17 protein-coding genes are annotated in these 16795 nt (G+C 62.4%); 8 read left to right on the top strand and 9 right to left on the bottom strand.

What is annotated here, in order from left to right:
• Window positions 1-94 precede the first annotated feature (94 nt).
• The 6 genes from LT40_RS11695 (at window position 95) to LT40_RS11670 (ending at window position 6379) form a co-directional block, all read left to right on the top strand.
• The gene (locus LT40_RS11695; protein ID WP_043190245.1) at window positions 95-1300 is read left to right on the top strand and encodes a fumarylacetoacetate hydrolase family protein; all 1206 of its coding nucleotides are present in this window, start codon (window positions 95-97) and stop codon (window positions 1298-1300) included.
• 257 nt (window positions 1301-1557) lie between these two features.
• Complete coding sequence (locus LT40_RS11690) at window positions 1558-2364, top strand: IclR family transcriptional regulator (RefSeq protein WP_043190243.1); 807 nt, start codon at window positions 1558-1560, stop codon at window positions 2362-2364.
• Window positions 2361-3158 (top strand): 2-keto-4-pentenoate hydratase, encoded by a 798-nt coding sequence (locus LT40_RS11685; protein ID WP_052393406.1) that lies wholly within the window; start codon window positions 2361-2363, stop codon window positions 3156-3158. The genes LT40_RS11690 and LT40_RS11685 overlap by 4 nt, the downstream gene beginning before the upstream one ends.
• 3 nt (window positions 3159-3161) lie before the next feature.
• Window positions 3162-4055 carry a fumarylacetoacetate hydrolase family protein gene (locus LT40_RS11680; RefSeq protein ID WP_043190240.1) on the top strand — a complete coding sequence of 298 codons (894 nt, stop codon included), beginning with the start codon at window positions 3162-3164 and terminating at the stop codon, window positions 4053-4055.
• Window positions 4056-4076: 21 nt separating this feature from the next.
• Window positions 4077-4772 carry a DUF4286 family protein gene (locus LT40_RS11675; RefSeq protein ID WP_043190238.1) on the top strand — a complete coding sequence of 232 codons (696 nt, stop codon included), beginning with the start codon at window positions 4077-4079 and terminating at the stop codon, window positions 4770-4772.
• 5 nt (window positions 4773-4777) lie between these two features.
• On the top strand, window positions 4778-6379 hold the full coding sequence (locus LT40_RS11670; RefSeq protein WP_043190237.1) for a PQQ-dependent sugar dehydrogenase: 1602 nt from the start codon (window positions 4778-4780) through the stop codon (window positions 6377-6379).
• A 62-nt stretch (window positions 6380-6441) separates the two neighbouring features.
• Here LT40_RS11670 and LT40_RS11665 read toward each other — a convergent pair whose 3' ends face one another.
• A complete protein-coding gene (locus LT40_RS11665) occupies window positions 6442-7479 on the bottom strand; it encodes an LLM class flavin-dependent oxidoreductase (protein WP_043190236.1) in 1038 nt (345 codons plus the stop codon).
• An 83-nt stretch (window positions 7480-7562) separates the two neighbouring features.
• Complete coding sequence (locus LT40_RS11660; protein WP_043190235.1) at window positions 7563-8048, bottom strand: flavin reductase family protein; 486 nt, start codon at window positions 8046-8048, stop codon at window positions 7563-7565.
• Window positions 8049-8285: 237 nt separating this feature from the next.
• Between LT40_RS11660 and LT40_RS11655 the strand changes: the two genes are divergently transcribed.
• On the top strand, window positions 8286-9683 hold the full coding sequence (locus LT40_RS11655; protein WP_043190232.1) for a purine-cytosine permease family protein: 1398 nt from the start codon (window positions 8286-8288) through the stop codon (window positions 9681-9683).
• A gap of 88 nt (window positions 9684-9771) precedes the next feature.
• On the opposite strand, the gene LT40_RS11650 is transcribed toward LT40_RS11655, so the two are convergent.
• The 5 genes from LT40_RS11650 to ribBA all read right to left on the bottom strand — a co-directional run bounded on the left by LT40_RS11650 (window position 9772) and on the right by ribBA (window position 14947).
• The gene (locus LT40_RS11650) at window positions 9772-10929 is read right to left on the bottom strand and encodes an ABC transporter ATP-binding protein (RefSeq protein ID WP_043190228.1); all 1158 of its coding nucleotides are present in this window, start codon (window positions 10927-10929) and stop codon (window positions 9772-9774) included.
• A 9-nt stretch (window positions 10930-10938) separates the two neighbouring features.
• Entirely contained in the window at window positions 10939-11748 is an 810-nt protein-coding gene (locus LT40_RS11645) for an ABC transporter permease (RefSeq protein ID WP_043190224.1), read from the bottom strand.
• A gap of 6 nt (window positions 11749-11754) precedes the next feature.
• Entirely contained in the window at window positions 11755-12693 is a 939-nt protein-coding gene (locus tag LT40_RS11640) for an ABC transporter permease (protein ID WP_043190220.1), read from the bottom strand.
• Entirely contained in the window at window positions 12678-13703 is a 1026-nt protein-coding gene (locus LT40_RS11635; protein WP_043190215.1) for an ABC transporter substrate-binding protein, read from the bottom strand. Before LT40_RS11635 ends, LT40_RS11640 begins: the two co-directional genes overlap by 16 nt.
• 95 nt (window positions 13704-13798) lie before the next feature.
• Window positions 13799-14947, bottom strand: coding sequence for a bifunctional 3,4-dihydroxy-2-butanone-4-phosphate synthase/GTP cyclohydrolase II (gene ribBA, locus LT40_RS11630; RefSeq protein WP_052393405.1), 1149 nt, complete (start codon window positions 14945-14947; stop codon window positions 13799-13801).
• 153 nt (window positions 14948-15100) lie between these two features.
• On the opposite strand from ribBA, the gene LT40_RS11625 reads away from it, so the two are divergent.
• Window positions 15101-15403 (top strand): DUF1330 domain-containing protein, encoded by a 303-nt coding sequence (locus LT40_RS11625; RefSeq protein WP_043190211.1) that lies wholly within the window; start codon window positions 15101-15103, stop codon window positions 15401-15403.
• Here the strand turns inward: LT40_RS11625 and LT40_RS11620 are convergent.
• Window positions 15400-15963, bottom strand: a complete 564-nt coding sequence (locus tag LT40_RS11620) for an NUDIX hydrolase (protein ID WP_043190208.1) — start codon at window positions 15961-15963, stop codon at window positions 15400-15402. The genes LT40_RS11625 and LT40_RS11620 overlap by 4 nt on opposite strands.
• A 1-nt stretch (window position 15964) precedes the next feature.
• Complete coding sequence (locus LT40_RS11615) at window positions 15965-16717, bottom strand: GntR family transcriptional regulator (protein ID WP_043190205.1); 753 nt, start codon at window positions 16715-16717, stop codon at window positions 15965-15967.
• Window positions 16718-16795: the final 78 nt, after the last annotated feature.

Here is a 16795-nt window from a genome sequence, read left to right as displayed (position 1 = left end):
AAACAGCATTGACTGGTGAGAATCTGTCATTGGGATTTTCGGTCGGGGTTCATTACTTTCACGGCTCTGACAGCCGACTGAAATGGAACCGCCCATGGCACATTTGAAACTGACGCGCCAAAACACTCTGCCTGCGGATGACGTGGCTGGAACGTTGATTGGCCGTGCCTGGGTCCCTGGTGCAATAGCGGGACCTTCGCCCGTGGTACTGCGTGACGATGGCGTGTTCGATCTTTCTGCGAGCTTTTCCACCGTAAGTGCGCTGCTGGAGCAGGACTCGCCGCTGTGGGCAGTTCGTAAAGCGACCGGCAGGTACATCGGCACGGTCGAGGAGCTGCTGGCCAATACAGGCGGCGATTTCGATCCTGCCAAGCCATCGCTGCTGCCGCCGGCCGATTTTCAGGTCATCAAGGCCGCAGGCGTGACGTTCGCATCGAGCATGATCGAGCGAGTGATCGAGGAGCAGGCGCGGGGCGACGCTGGCGCGGCTGAAGGCGTGCGCCGGCTGGTGCAAGAAGCGATAGGCGACAACCTGCGTGCAATCGAACCTGGCTCGCCGGCCGCCATGCGTCTCAAGGCTGTGCTGATCGAGCAAGGCATGTGGTCGCAGTACCTTGAAGTGGGGATTGGTCCGGATGCGGAGATATTCACCAAGGCGCCCGTTCTGGCGGCAGTGGGCAGTGGCAGCGATATCGGCATCCACCACAAGTCCGAATGGAACAATCCTGAGCCTGAAATCGTCCTGGCGGTGAACAGCCGTGGCGATGTGCATGGCGTCACCTTGGGCAACGACGTGAACCTGCGCGATTTCGAGGGCCGCAGTGCGCTGCTGTTGAGTAAAGCCAAGGATAACAACGCGTCGTGCGCCATCGGTCCCTTCATCCGGTTGTTCGATGAGACCTTCACGCTCGACGACGTTCGCAACTGTGTCGTCAACCTGCATGTTCGGGGTGTGGACGGGTTCGTGCTCGAGGGCAGCAGCTCGATGGCATTGATCAGCCGGGATCCCTTGGATCTGGTGGCTCAGACCGTCAACGGTGATCATCAATACCCCGATGGCTTCATGCTTTTCCTCGGCACGCTGTTCGCACCTACCCAGGATCGTGACAAGCCGGGTAGCGGATTCACTCATAAACGGGGTGATGAGGTCAGCATCGGCAGTCCGTTGCTCGGCGTGCTGCGCAACACGGTGACCTACAGCCACGAAGCGCTGCCTTGGACGTTTGGCTTGGGGGCAATGATGCGCAACCTTGCCGCTCGCGGGCTTTTGCAGGCGACGGCCGATCGAGAAATACATTGATCGGGCTCCCGGCTTGTTGCGAAAGGCGCAGGCACTTGGATGCCACGTCGACACCGGGTGGGCTGGGCTGGTCATCTGCCAATTGCCTGGTGGGAAGTGGTGATCAAGCCGCGTGTTTGACTCGGTTTTCATCGAAGGGCACCAGTCCGGCGTAGGTTTGACTTATCGAACACTGCCTGCATACTATTGGAACACTGTTCCAGTACGAATAATGTCGATCAAATTCACCGTGAAGTCAAAGACCAGTCGAGAACAATATGAGAGTCGTCAAAGGTGCTGTCGACCGCTGTCTGGAGGCTATCGAGCTGTTGGCTCGCGAAGCCCGCTGGATGCGGATGTCGGATATCGCTGCTGAATTGGGCCTGGAAAAAGGGCCCGCACATCGGGTGCTCGCCCAGTTGGTCGAGCAAGGGTGGGCAGAGCAGGACGAGGCCACGTCGCACTATCGCCTGACGCTGAAACTGGCACTCCTGGGTCAGCGTTACCTGCACGGAATCGGCTTGCCTGAATTGGTCCAGCCGATCATTGAACAGGTGGCTGTCCAATGCCACGAATTGGTACGGCTGACGGTAGTCAACGAAGGCACGCTGTCCTGGCTGTCGTCGGCGCAGGGGGCTGCACCGGGGTTGGTCTACTCACCCGCGATGGATCGCCCGATCAATCTCTACGCCACTGCCAATGGCAAAGCCTGGCTGGCGTCGATGCCTGACGAATTGGCCATCGAACTCGCCCTGCAAAGTGGTTTGGGCAAGTCAGACGCTCACTCGGGGCAGGGGCCCAAGGCAATCAGCAGCATCGAATCACTGCTGGCCGATCTGGCAGTGACGCGCCAGCGTGGATACGGCCTGGTCGTCGAAGAGGCCGAAGCCGGGGTCTGGGCCATCGCCGTCGCGGTGAAACTGGTGCCGACCGGCCCTGTGGTAGGCACCATGAGCATTGCAGGCCCTGTCATGCGCATGCAGCCCGAGCGACATGAAGCGCTGCACGCTCTGCTGAAGGATGCCGCCAACAAGCTGGGTACGATCTGGCCCCGTCATAACAATGTGCATAAGGAGCGTGCATGAGCTTGTCGTTGGGGACAGTGGCCGAAGTCACAGCTGAGCTGGAATTGGCCGCCATGGCGCTGGCCCATGCTCGACAGCAGGGTGTTCGCCTGGCGTGTCTGCCCGAGACGAGCGTGCCACTTACCCTTGCGCAGGGGTTTGCCATTCAGCAACGCGTAGGGCCCTTGGCCGGCAAATTCGTGGGCGGCTGGAAATGTGCATTGCCACCCTCGGGCAAGTGGATCGTGGCCCCCCTCTACGAGGACGCCATCGTTGAGGATGGACAATACCGGCTGCCAGGCGACGCCACCGGTGCGCGGATCGAACCCGAATTGGCCTGTGTCCTGGCGGATGGTTTGCCTGCCCGTGGCGAGCCCTATACAGCGCAGGACATCGTTGCGGCGATCGGCTCGGTGCACTTGGCCCTCGAAGTCATCGACTGTCGTTATACGGACCCGCAATCGCTGCCGTTCGAGCACCTGCTGGCCGATGGGCTGTTCAACCATGGCCTGGTACTCGGACCATCGATCTCGGTGCGTGCCTCGGACATGCCGTCGGAGCTGAATATCACTGTGCACGATGCAACAGCAGATCGCGCCACTCTCAAAGGCCGCCATCCGGACGGGAACCCGTTGTTGCCCATTGTGTGGCTGGCCAATTTCCTCTCTGCACAGAGCATAGGGCTGCAAGCCGGGCAGGTGATCATCACTGGTTCTTACGCCGGTGTGCTCGATGTGCCCATCAATCAACCACTGTGTGTTCAGTTCGGTAACGCAGGCTCGTTGTCTGTCAATTTTTCAACGTTTGAGGAGTAGCAAATGCGCTTAGTCCGTTTTGGTTTGCCGGGGCAGGAACAACCGGGTGTCCTGGATTCACAAGGTCACGTCCGCGATCTTTCCGGCATCGTCGATGACATCGACGCCTCGGCGATAACGCCGGTCGTGCTGGAAAAACTGCGCACGATCGAGATCGAGAAACTGCCAGTGGTGGCACCTGGTACGCGGCTGGGTCCGTGTGTGGGTAGCGTTCCAAACCTCATCTGCATCGGACTCAATTATTCCGATCATGCTGCCGAGACGAATACGCCGATTCCAAGCCAACCCGTGGTCTTCAACAAGCACACGGCATCCATCAGCGGCCCCAATGATCCGGTCATTCTGCCAACGGGCGCGGAAAAACTCGATTGGGAAGTGGAACTGGCCATCGTCATCGGTACGCCTGCCTGGCAGATCGATGAGTCCCAGGCCCTGGATCATGTTGCGGGGTACTGCCTGGCCAACGATGTGTCCGAGCGCGCCTACCAGCTCGAATACGAAGGCCAGTGGACCAAAGGCAAAAGCGGGTTTTCCTTCGCGCCGCTCGGGCCGTGGCTGGTTACCCGCGACGAGATTTCCGACCCGCAGACCCTCGATCTCTGGCTCGACGTCAATGGTAAGCGCCTGCAGACCGGCAACACACGCACGATGATTTTCAGCGTTGCACACATCGTGGCCTACCTCAGTCGCTTCATGCCGTTGATGGCGGGTGACGTCATCATCACAGGCACTCCTCCGGGTGTAGGGCTTGGCCAGAAGCCGCCCGTGTTTCTCAAAGCAGGCGACACCATGCGTGTAGGCGGCCAGGGGCTGGGCGAGCAATTCCAGACTGTCGTTCCCTACGTTGCCGAAATGGGCAGCGCATGGGTCGCTGGTCGTCATCCCAATGTTGACTGAACACTGCTGGAGTAAACCGCTATGAGCTTTGCAGGAACAGGTGTAGTCGCGATCTGGCACGATCTTTTGCCCGAGGCACGCGATGAGTTCTATGAGTGGCATAACCGGGAGCACATGCCAGAGCGGGCCGCTATTCCAGGTTTCCTGCGCGGCCGCCGGTACTTGGCGCTGGAGGCAGGTCCGACCTATTTCAACCTTTATGAGGCGGACAACGTGCAAGTCCTGGGAGGGCAGGATTACCTGTCGCGTCTCAACACGCCTACGCCATGGACGCAGCAATCGGTGAAGTCGTATCGCAACGTCGCCCGTTCCATCTGCGACGTGACCTATTCCGATGGCGTCGGTCAGGGCGCGTATCTGATGACAATCCGCTTCGATGTCATCGAGCAACACCATGCTCTCGTGTCGAACGCTCTGCGCCAACGTGTGCTTCCCGGGTTTGTCCATGGACAGGGAATCACTGGCGTGCACCTTTGCGTAGCGGACGAGGCTGTCAGCAAGGTCGAAACAGCAGAGAAGAAGGCGCGGGCCGAAGGGACGCAGATACCTGCCTGGATCATCATCATCGAAGGCTGTGCCGCCGATTATGTGCGTGACGCCGGCAATGCCTGCGTGGCAGAGTTGCAGCAGTTGCTGGACAGCCAGCCTGGCCTGCTCGACACCACGCTGTACCAATTGGAGTACACCCGTTGCAAAACACCGGGCACTGCGGGCTGAGCCGAATGGCGGCGATCACCCGGCATCTCACAGCGTTGCTCGTTGCCGCCCTGGCAACGGGCGCCATCGCCAGCATCGTTCAGACCCAGCTCAATCTGGGCGAGCTTGTCGACCTTGGGGCGCCGGTCACGGCGTCCGTTCGCGTCTGGACCACTCTGGAAGACCTCGCCCGGTTCGGGCCGGTCATGGCCGGCATCGCAGCCGGAGCGCTTGTGCTCGCGGTGGGTGCCGGGCACCTGGCGCTGCGATTCAGCCCGTTGACCGGGCGCAGGTGCGTCTTCATCGTATCGGGTGTATGTGGGTTGGGTTTCGTGTTCTGGCTGATGCGCTCGGTGATTCCCATGCCGGCGCTACCGGGCACAAGGACGTCAGCGGGCCATGTGCTGATGTCGCTGACAGGTGGCTTGGGCGGAGCGCTCTATGCGCGGTTGAGCAAACCCAACGGCGCAGTCGTCCTTTGGCGTGGTGCAGGGGCCGTAGCGATGCTTTTGATCGCACCTGTCGTGCTGTTTTTCGTCATGGCGCCAGGCGCTGGCAGCAAGCCAGCGGTGGTCGACCCTGCAAGCTATGCGGTCCAGACGATTGCGAAAGGGTTGAACCGCCCTTGGTCGATCGCCTTTCTGCCAGACGGCCGCACGCTGGTCACCGAGATGGGCGGTCGATTGCTGGTCATCGATCGCGATGGTGCCTCTTCGCCCGTCAGGCTGGATGGGCTGCCGCCGCTGTTTCAGCGCGGCGGCACCGCCGGGCTGATGGAGGTAGCGCTGGACCCGCAGTTCGAGCAGAACGGCTGGATCTACCTGACCATGGCCTACGGCGATACCAAGGCCAACGGCACGCAGCTGGTGCGAGCCAAATGGGCGCACGACAGAATCGAAGAGGTGCGCGTGCTGTTCAGTTCCACGCTCAAGGCGCGGGTGGGCAACAACGGTGGGCGTCTGGCGTTTCTGGGTGACGGCACCCTGGTGCTGTCGCTGGGGGATGGCAGCGAGCGGCGCGAAGAAGCGCAGAATCTGGCCAATCATCTGGGCACCGTGGTCAGGCTTGACCGCGAGGGTCGGCCGCCGGCGGACAACCCGTTCATCCAGCGACCTGGCGTTGCGCCGGAGATCTACAGCCTGGGCCATCGCAACGTCCAAGGCATCGCCGTCGATCCGGCCACAGGGGATCTGCTGGTGACCGAGCACGGTGCGCGAGGGGGTGACGAGATCAACCATATCGTCCCGGGCGGCAACTACGGATGGCCTGTGGTGACGGCGGGTATCGATTACCCGTTCGCGACAGTGACGCCGTTTCGGCAACTCCCCGAATATCGCGACGCGCTCCTGGAGTGGACGCCTTCGATTGCGCCGTCCGGCCTGGCGGTCTACAGCGGCGCGCTGTTTGCGGACTGGCAGGGAGACCTGCTGGTGCCTGCGCTCAAGGAACGCACGGTGCGCCGCGTGCTGCGCGACGGCCAGAAGATCGTGGGTCAGCAACTGCTGCTGGGCGAACTGGACGAGCGCATGCGTGACGTCAAGGTGGCACCGGACGGCTCGATCTACGTGCTCACCGATGGGGTCGATGCCAAGCTGCTGAGGTTGACGCCGGTTGCTCGCGAAGGCTGAACGTATTGGCCGCACATGAAAAACCGGGCTGGCGCCCGGTTTTTTATCGCTGCTGGCCAAGCTTATTGAAACGCCGGCACCACTTCGTTGATGAACAGTTCCAGCGACTTCTTTTTCTCGGCATGGGGCAGGCTGTTGTCGCACCAGAAGCTGAACTCGTCGACGCCCAGTTCTTGGTAGTACTGGATGCGCGCGATGATCTGCTCAGGGGTGCCGATCATGGTGTTCTTGCGGATGTTCTCCAGCTCGAACTCAGGGCGCTCGGCGAACTTGGATTCCGGGCTGGGTTCCAGGAAGCCGTTAACCGGGGTGGTCTTGTTGCCGAACCAGGCATCGAAGGTGCGGTAGAACCGCGAAATCGCCGTGGCGCCGACTTTCCAGCCTTCGGGGTCGTCCTTGCCATGAACGTGTGTATGACGCAGCACCATCAACTGCGGCCGCGGTACGGTCGGGTTGTTGGCCAGGGCCGCTTCGAACTTGTTCTTCAGATCGACCACTTCCTCGTCACCCTTCATCAGCGGCGTGACCATGACGTTGCAGCCGTTGGCGACGGCGAAGTTGTGCGAATCGGGGTCGCGCGCGGCGATCCACATGGGCGGCGTCTTCACCGGTTTCGGCACGCTGGTGGAGGTGGGGAATTTCCAGATCTCGCCGTCATGGGCGTAGTCGCCTTCCCACAGCTTGCGCACCACCGGCACCATTTCGCGCAGGGCATTGCCACCGCTGCTGGCCGGCATGCCACCGGCCATGCGGTCGAACTCCACCTGATAAGCGCCGCGGGCCAGGCCGACCTCCATGCGGCCGTTGCTGATCACGTCCAGCAGGGCGCATTCGCCGGCGACCCGCAGCGGATGCCAGAACGGCGCGATGATGGTGCCGGCGCCCAGGTGGATGGTGGTGGTCTTGCCGGCCAGGTAGGCCAGCAGCGGCATGGGGCTGGGGGAGATGGTGTATTCCATGGCGTGGTGCTCGCCAATCCACACCGTGCTGAACCCGCCTTTTTCGGCCATCAGGGTCAGTTCGGTCAGGTCTTCGAAAAGCTGGCGGTGGCTGGTTTTCTCGTCCCAGCGTTCCATGTGCACGAACAGCGAAAATTTCATCTTGCCTACCTCGGATCTGTTGACCGTGATTCATCCCGGCCAACGGCATGCCGTGGCCTGGACATTCAATAGCGTGAGAAATGTCAGGCGAAAGCGGGCAGGGCGCCCATCTTCCCGCGGCAGTAGACCAGCGGGCTTTGCGCGGCACAGGGCACCAGCAGGTTCTTCACCGCACCGACCATGATCGCGTGATCACCGCCTTCGTATTCGCGCCACAGTTCGCACTCGATGACCGCGATGGCGTTCTTGAGTACCGGATTGCCCAGCGCGCTCAGGCTCCACTCGATGCCGTCGGCCTTGTTCTTGCCCTTGCTGGCGAAGGCATAGGCTTCGGCCTGCTGGTCGCTGGCCAGCAGATGGATGGCGAAGCGCTTGCTGCGAATCAGGTGGGGGTAGGAGTCGGCTTTGTAATTGGGGCAGAACAGCACGAGGGCCGGATCGATCGACAAGGAGCTGAAAGCGCTGGCGGTCATGCCGACCAGTTGGCCGTCATCGTCAAGGGTGGTGATCACGGTCACGCCAGAGGGAAACGAGCCCATGACTTGTTTGTAGATTTCGGCATCGATCATCAAAGGCACCTCTCGTTTATTCGAATATTTGTTGGTCGATGGTATACCAAAAAAATCGTTGTGCAACCCTGATTTTCAGTGTCGAGATACACACGCCGTTACGCCCTGGAAATGCCCTCGCCGAGCGATCCGCTTGCGTTTTCTTGGTATACCGTAATATGGTTTGTTCATCAGAAGCGGCTCACTTTTTGTGAGACGGATTCCTACAAGAACAACAACAGCCTTGAGTGAAAGACCATGTCCGAGCGTTCATCGCAAGACCCTTTGATCGAGAGCTACACCGTCGAGCAGGTTCCCCGTACCGAGCGCCATGGGCGGGCTCGGGACCTGTTCACGCTGTGGTTCAGCACCAACATCGCGCCACTGCCGATCGTCACCGGCGCCATGGTGGTCCAGGTCTTCAACCTCAACCTCGCCTGGGGGCTGCTGGCCATTGTGCTCGGGCATTGCCTGGGTGGCGTGGTCATCGCCCTGTCCTCGGCTCAGGGGCCGCGCCTGGGCATACCGCAGATGGTGCAGAGTCGAGGACAGTTCGGCCGGTTCGGCGCGCTGTTGATCGTGTTCTTCGCCGCGCTGATCTACGTGGGTTTCTTCATCTCCAACATCGTCCTGGCCGGCAAGTCGATCCATGCCATGGTCGAGCCGATCTCGCTGCCCGTCGGCAGCCTGATCGGCGCCCTGGCGGCGACTGCCATCGGCGTGCTCGGCTACCGCTTCATCCATACCTTGAACCGCATCGGCACCTGGGTCATGGGGGGTGCGCTGCTGGCCGCGTTCGTGTTCAGCCAGCCGCTGCCGGTCGACTTTCTTACCCGAGGCGGGTTCACCCTGGCAGGGTTCATCGCCACGGTGTCCCTGGGCGTGATCTGGCAGGTCAGCTTTTCACCCTATGTGTCGGACTATTCCCGCTACCTGCCCAGTGATATCGGCATTGCCAAACCGTTCTGGGCCACCTACGCCGGCGCCACCCTGGGGACCATCCTGTCGTTCAGTTTCGGCGCGGTCGTGGTGCTCGCGACCCCGCCCGGTACCGAGGCGATGACGGCCGTCGAACAGGCCACCGGTGCCCTCGGGCCGTTGTTGATGCTGCTGTTCCTGCTCAACATCATCAGCCACAACGCTCTGAACCTGTACGGTGCGGTACTGGCCATCGTCACTGCGGTGCAGACGTTCATTGCCCACTGGACGCCCAGCGTGAAAGTGCGCATCGTGCTGTCGGCCTTGGTGTTGAGTGGCTGCTGCCTGGTGGCGGTGGGCGCTTCGGGTGACTTCATTCAGGACTTCATCGGCTTGATCCTGGCCCTGTTGCTGGTACTGGTGCCGTGGGCTTCGATCAACCTGATCGACTTCTACCTGATCAAGTACGGTGACTACGACATCGAGTCGATTTTCGCCGCCGACGGCGGGCAATACGGGCGCTTCAACTGGCACGCGATCATCGCCTACGCCTGTGGCATCGCCGTGCAGCTGCCGTTCGCCAACACTGCGCTCTACGTAGGGCCTTACGCCCATCTGGTCGAAGGCGCCGACTTGTCCTGGCTGGTGGGCATCGTGGTCACCTGTCCGCTGTTCTACTGTCTGGCGACCCGCAAGCAGCAACGTGCCGAACGGCTGCGGGCCGGATACGCCAAGTAGCTCGAACAGGTACCCACGCACTGATGCGAAAAGGCCCCGATCAATCGGGGCCTTTCGTTTCGCGGAGGTTGCGGTCCGCGTCGAGAAATCAGTGCGTCCCGGCCGCCTTGTTCAGGTCGCCGTCTTCCCAGTGCGTGTACACGCAAGCGTCTGCCGCTGCCCAGCGCACCTGGACCTGCTCACCGGCCTGCAGGGGCATACCGGCCGCTGACAAGGCCTTGACCGTCATCGCCGTGCCGCCGCTGGTGACCACGCTGCAGGTCTGGCTTTCACCCAAGAACAGGGTCTCGGTGACGGTGGCCGCGATCTGGTTCCAGCCGGGCAGCAGGGGTTGCTCTGCCGCTTGTACGACGCTCAGGGCTTGGGCTTTCTCCGGGCGCACCATCAACAGCACCTGCTGGCCCGCGTTGGCACCAGGGGTCAGGCGCATGCCCAGGCTGGCGCCTTCGAAACTGGCCGAACCGTTGCTGGTGGTGGTCAGCTTGAGGAAGTTGGAGTTGCCCAGGAACGATGCCACGAAGGCATTGGGCGGGTTCTGGTAAAGGTCGTAGCCGCTGCCCAGGCCGACGATCTTGCCGTGGCTGAAGATGGCGATGCGTTGCGACAGGCGCATGGCTTCTTCCTGGTCGTGGGTCACGTAGACGATGGTGATGCCCAGGCGCCTGTGCAACTGCCGCAGCTCGTCCTGCAGATCTTCGCGCAGCTTCTTGTCCAGGGCGCCCAGCGGCTCGTCCATCAACAGGATGCGTGGTTCGTAGACCAGCGCGCGGGCGATGGCCACGCGCTGCTGCTGGCCACCGGACAGTTGCGAAGGTCGACGGTGGGCGAACGCTTCGAGCTGCACCAGCTTGAGCATCGCATCGACCTTGCGGTCACGCTCGGCGCGGCCCAGTTTGCGAATGTCCAGAGGGAAGGCAACGTTGTCGCGTACCGACAGGTGGGGAAACAGCGAGTAGCGCTGGAATACCATGCCGATACCACGCTTGTGCGGCGGTACGTTCACCAGTGACTGACCACCGACCAGGATCTCGCCGGAACTGGGCGTCTCGAAGCCTGCCAGCATCGACAGCGTGGTGCTCTTGCCCGAGCCGCTGGAGCCCAGGAACGTCAGGAATTCACCGTCCTTGATGTCCAGGTCGATGTTGTCCACCGCGGCGAAATCGCCGTAATGACGGTTCAAGCCGCGCAGGCTGACCAGGGTGTCGCCGGCCTGCACGGCCTGTTGTTGTTTGATCACAGCACTCATGTCCAGCTCCTAAACGTTGGCAGGGTTACGGCGACGAACGATTTCGGCAACCACCATGACCAGTACCGACAGGGCGATAAGCAGCGTCGAGGCGACGGCGATCACCGGCGTCAGGTCCTGGCGCAGGGTGGTCCACATTTTCACGGGCAGGGTCTGCAGGGTCGGGCTGGCCATCATCACGCTGAGCACCACTTCATCCCACGAGACCAGGAAGGCGAACAGGCCGCCGGCGACCATGCCCGGACGAATCGCCGGGAAGGTGACTTTGAAGATCGCCTGCAGGCGTGACGCGCCGCAGATCACCGCGGCATCCTCGATGGACTGGTCGAACAGCTTCAGCGAATTGATGATCGAGATGATGGTGAAGGGCAGGGCGACGATCACGTGGCTGACCACGAAAGAGAACAGCGTGCCGGTGTAGCCCAACTTGAGAAACAGCGCATACACGGCCACGGCGATGATCACCAACGGTACGATCATCGGCAAGGTGAACACCGCGTACAGCAATTCGCGGCCGGGAAACTTGCCGCGCACCAGTGCAAAGGCCGTAGGCAGGCCCAGCAGCACGGCGAACACGGTGGTGAGCGCGGCGACTTTCAGGCTCGACCAGGCTGCCGCCATCCACTCGGGGTTGGCGAAGAATTGCAGGTACCATTTGGTGGTCCAGCCCGGTGGTGGGAACACCAGCCACTGGGACGAGCCGAACGACAGCAGGACGATGAAGACGATCGGCAACAGCAGGAACACGCCGATCGATCCCGTGGTGAGGTACAAGCCCACGCGCAGGCGCCGGCTCATGGCATTGGGGGTAAGGAGCATGATGACTTACCTCGAATTGCTGGCGCCAACCGGGGATTCCGGTTGCAGCTTCAGATAGAAATAGAACAGCACCAGGGTGATCAGCACCAACAGCGCTGCGGCCGCACTGGCCAGCCCCCAATTAAGGAACGATTGCACCTGTTGCACGATGAACTCGGGCAGCATCATGTTCTGCGCACCGCCCAGCAGGGCCGGGGTGACGTAGTAGCCCAGGGACATGACGAACACCATCAAGGCGCCGGAGAACAGCCCCGAGCGGCACAGTGGCAGGAACACCCGGAAGAAGTTGGTCCAGGGGCTGGCGCCGCAGATAGCACCAGCCTGCAGCACCATGGGGTCGATCGCTTGCATGGTCGCCTGCAACGGCAACACGATGAACGGGATCATGATGTAGCTCATGCCGATTACCACGCCGGTGAGGTTGTGCACCATTTCCAGCGGCTGGTCGATGATGCTCAGGGCCATGAGCAGCTTGTTGACCACCCCCGACGCCTGCAGCAACACCAGCCAGGAATAGGTGCGCGCCAGCAGGCTGGTCCACATCGACAGCAGCACGATGCTGAAGATCCACCGACCCCAGCCGCGCGGGACCAGGGTGATCACCCACGCCAGGGGAAAGCCCAGCAACACGCTGAACAGCGTTACCAGCCCGGCCACCGAGAAGGTGTTGAACAACACCCTGGCGTAGGCCGAGTTGGCGAACAGTTCACGGTAGTTGTCCAGCCCCGGCGTGGGTTCCAGCACGCCGCGCAGCAACAGGCCGATCAGCGGAGCGAAGAAGAACAGACCGAGAAACAGCAGCGCCGGCAGCAGGTTGCCCGAACCCCGCCAGCGCTGGATCAGGCCGGGTCGTGGCTGGGCGGCACGCAGCGCACCGGGGCCGCCGGCGGCGCCCCCGGTGCTGCCCAGCGCGGAGGGCGAGGACAGCTTCACTTGACCAGCCATTCGTTCCACCGTGTCGCGATAGAGGGGCCGTTCTTGGCCCAGTAGGCGAAGTCCAGAGTGATCTGGTCGTCGACGTGCGCGGTCGACAGGTTGGGCGCCAGGACCGAGTCCAGGCGCTGTACGCTTTCGGTGTTGACCGGCGCGTAGGCCGTCAGGTTGGAGAAGTCGGCCTGGCCCTTGGCACTGGTGGCGTTGGCCACGAAGCGCATGGCAGCCTCCTTGTTCTTCGAACCCTTGGGCACGACGAGGAAGTCGGCCATCGCCAGGTTCTGCTTCCAGCTCACGCCGACCGGCGCACCGTCCTGTTGCAGGGCGTAGACGCGACCGTTCCAGAACTGGCCCATGGCGACTTCACCGGAGGCCAGCAGTTGCTGCGACTGCGCGCCGCCGCCCCACCAGACGATGTCCTTCTTGATCGAGTCGAGCTTCTTGAAGGCGCGGTCCAGGTCCAGCGGATAGAGCTTGTCGGCCGCGACGCCGTCGGCCAGCAGGGCGATTTCCAGCACGCCCGGGCTGGGCCATTTGTACAGCGCGCGTTTGCCGGGATAGGTCTTGGTGTCGAACAGCGCGGTCCAGTCCTGCGGCTTGCCGGCGGCGACCTTGCCTTCGTTGTAGCCCAGCACGAAGGAGAAATAGAACGAGCCTACGCCGTAGTCCGAAACGAACCGAGGATCGAGCTTGCTGCGGTCGATGACCTTGAAGTCCATGGGTTCGAGCAGGCCTTCGCTGGCCGCGCGCAGGGCGAAGTCGGCTTCCACGTCGACCACATCCCACTGCACGTTGCCGCTTTCGACCATGGCTTTGAGCTTGCCGTAGTCGGTCGGGCCATCCATGACCACCGCAGTGCCGCTGCTCTTGCTGAACGGATCGGCCCATGACGACTTCTGTGCGTCCTGGGTAGTGCCGCCCCAGCTGACGAAACTCAACGGCTCGGCCGCCACGGCAGTGCCCGCCGTGAATGCCAGGGTCGCCGCAGCCAACGCTGCTATCGCACGTTTTTTGAATACCATCGTGTACGCCCTCATTTGTCATTGTTTGAGCGGGCTGGTTCCACACCCGCGTATCGGGAGCAGTCAGGTCAAGGCGACCTGGTGGATCGGTTGCTTCAGAGGCCGATATCGTCCGTGGCGCCGGCCTGCGAGGTTGGTGCTTGAAACGCGATGCTTTCGACCACTTCGAGGTCGTAGCCGGTCAGGCCTGCGTACTTGAGCGGCGGGCCCAGGTGGCGCAGTTTGCCGACGCCCAGGTCCTGCAGGATCTGCGCGCCGGTGCCGACTTCCGAATAGATACGTGTCTGCGTGCGTGAATAGGGGCGCACGGGTTGAGTCAGGTGCGGGACCCGCTCGAGCAGGGCCTGGGACGATTCGTGATTGGCCAGCACCACCACCACGCCGGTGCCGTGCTCGGCGACTTTCTGCAGCGCCGCCCACAGGGTCCAGTTGGCCGGGCCGGTGTACTCGGCGCCGACCAGGTCGCGCAGCGGGTCGATGACGTGGACCCGCACCAGGGTCGGTTGCTCGCGACGAATGTCGCCCATGACCATGGCCATGTGCACGCCGCCCTGAATGCGGTCTTCATAGCTGACCAGGCGGAACGTGCCGTGCACCGTGGGCAAGTCGCGCTCGCCCATGCGCGTCACCGTGTGCTCGTTGCTCAGGCGGTAGTGGATGAGGTCGGCGATGGTGCCGATCTTGATGCCGTGGCGGGTCGCGAACAGTTCCAGGTCCGGACGGCGGGCCATGGTGCCGTCGTCCTTCATCACTTCGACGATCACGGCGGCGGGGGTGAACCCGGCCAGGCGCGCCAGGTCGCAGCCGGCTTCGGTATGTCCGGCGCGGGTCAGCACACCGCCTTCGCGGGCGCGCAGGGGGAAAATGTGGCCCGGTTGTACCAGGTCGGCGGCGCTGGCCTGGGGTGCCACTGCGGCGGCAACGGTGCGCGCCCGGTCGGCGGCGGAAATGCCGGTGGTGACGCCGCTGGCCGCTTCGATGGAAACCGTGAACGCGGTACCGAAGCCGCTGCCATTGCTGGGCACCATCTGCTCCAGCCCCAGGCGTTGGCAGCGTTCATCGGTGAGCGTGAGGCAGATCAGCCCGCGCGCTTCGCGGGCCATGAAGCTGATGGCCTCGGCTGTGCAGCAATCGGCGGCAAGCAGCAGATCACCCTCGTTCTCGCGGTCTTCGTCGTCCACCAGCAACACCATCTTGCCTTGGCGAAAGTCCTCGATGATTTCTTCGATGCTGTCGAACGCCATGCCTGCACTCTCTCGAATAACCTTGAATAACGGATCTTGGCAAACTGATTTTGCTGACTGATCCTGGCAAGCCAATCATGGCTGACCACTTGGGAGAATTCACTAAATCGTGGTATACCATAATACGTAAATTATCCCCCTGTCGAGGTGAAAATGAAGGCTTATTGGATTGCTCATGTAGACGTCACCGATCCTGCCCAGTACGTGCTCTACACCCAGAGTGCGCCGGCGGTTTTCGCCCAGTATGGCGGGCGCCTGCTGGCCAGGGGCGGGCGCTCGCAAGCCATGGAAGGCCGGGCAACGCCGCAGCGCAGCGTGGTGATCGAGTTCGATTCGTACGCCCAGGCGCAAGCCTGTTATCAATCGCGCGAATACCAGCAGGCAGCCGGGCTGCGTGCAGGCGCGGCTAGGGCCGAGGTGATCATCGTGGAGGGTTGCGAGGCGGTGACGGGCTAGCGCATGAAGTGGATGCGACCGGTGTCGTCGTTACCCATGTAGATGCCGTAGGTGCCGGTCTCGCGTTCCTGGATGTAGCGTTCCAGGATCTGCCGGATGGCAGGATAGTAGATGCTGTCCCACGGAATGTCCGCCGGCGCGAAGAACTGCCGCGCGGCGGTTTCCGGTCCGAAAGCGTCCGTCACTTCCAGGGCCATGGCGCGGAAGATGATGTACACCTCGCTGATGCGCGGCACGCTGAAGATCGAGTACGGCGAGATGATCTCGGCGCGGACGCCGGCTTCTTCCCACAGCTCGCGCAGGGCGCCTTCCTCGGTGGTTTCGCCGCTTTCCATGAAGCCTGCGGGCAGGGTCCAGGTGCCGGGCCGCGGCGGGATCGCCCGCTGGCACAGCAGGTACTTGCCGTCGGCTTCGACGATGCAGCCGGTGATGACCTTGGGGTTGACGTAGTGCACGTGGCCGCAACCGCCGCAGAAGGTCCGCTCGTGAGTATCGCCCGCCGGGATGCCGAGGCTCAGGCCGTTGGCACCGCAATGTGGGCAAAACCGTAGAGTGGCCATGTCAGTGTCCGATGCGCGGTTCTTTGAGGGCGATGGGCGCGGCGATGTCGCGGACCTTGTGGTCGTCGTTGCGCTGTTGACGCAACGATTCCAGGGCCACCTTGGCAGCGGCGCGTACATGATCGACCGACGCCTGGTGCGCCGCCATCGGGTCACCGCTCTTGATCGCGGCAACCATGCGTTCCATTTCGTCGCTGCTCACGCCACGGCGGTTTTCCTGTGACACCGAGGTGGCACGCAGGTAGCTGATACGCGCTTGCAGCTGGCGCAACTGGGTCGCGGCGACCTGGTTGCCCGAGCCTTCGAGCAGTACGTCGTAGAAGCCTTGAACGGAACTGAGCACGTCCGACAGCGCCCGTTCCTCAAGGGCCTTGCGGTTGACCGCCAACGCCTTTTCCAGGGCGCGGATGTCCTTGGCCTTGGCATTGAGGGTGAACAGCTGGACGATCAGGCCTTCGAGCACGCAGCGCAGCTCATAGATGTCGCGGGCGTCTTCCAGCGTAATGATCGCCACCCGCGGACCCTTGGCGTCGGCGAACTCCACCAGGCCTTCGGATTCCAGATGGCGCAGGGCTTCGCGCACCGAGGTGCGGCTAACGCCCAAACGTTCGCACAGATCGCGTTCCACCAGGCGGTCGCCGGGCAGGAGCTGAAAATTCATGATGGCGCTGCGCAACTTGTCGAGCACGATCTCGCGCAGGGTGACCGGGTTGCGATTGACCTTGAAGCTGTCGTCGAGGGGCAGGCGTTTCATCGGGTCCGCTCTGTTGAAGGCAAAAAAACATCGGCGAGTCTAACACGCCACCCCTCGGCGCTGCCGACCTGCGGCAGC

The sequence above is a fragment of the Pseudomonas rhizosphaerae genome (assembly GCF_000761155.1).
GTDB classification, from domain to species: Bacteria; Pseudomonadota; Gammaproteobacteria; order Pseudomonadales; family Pseudomonadaceae; genus Aquipseudomonas; species Aquipseudomonas rhizosphaerae.
Note: the sequence above shows the minus strand (reverse complement) of the source record. Positions and strands in the feature narration are given on the sequence as shown.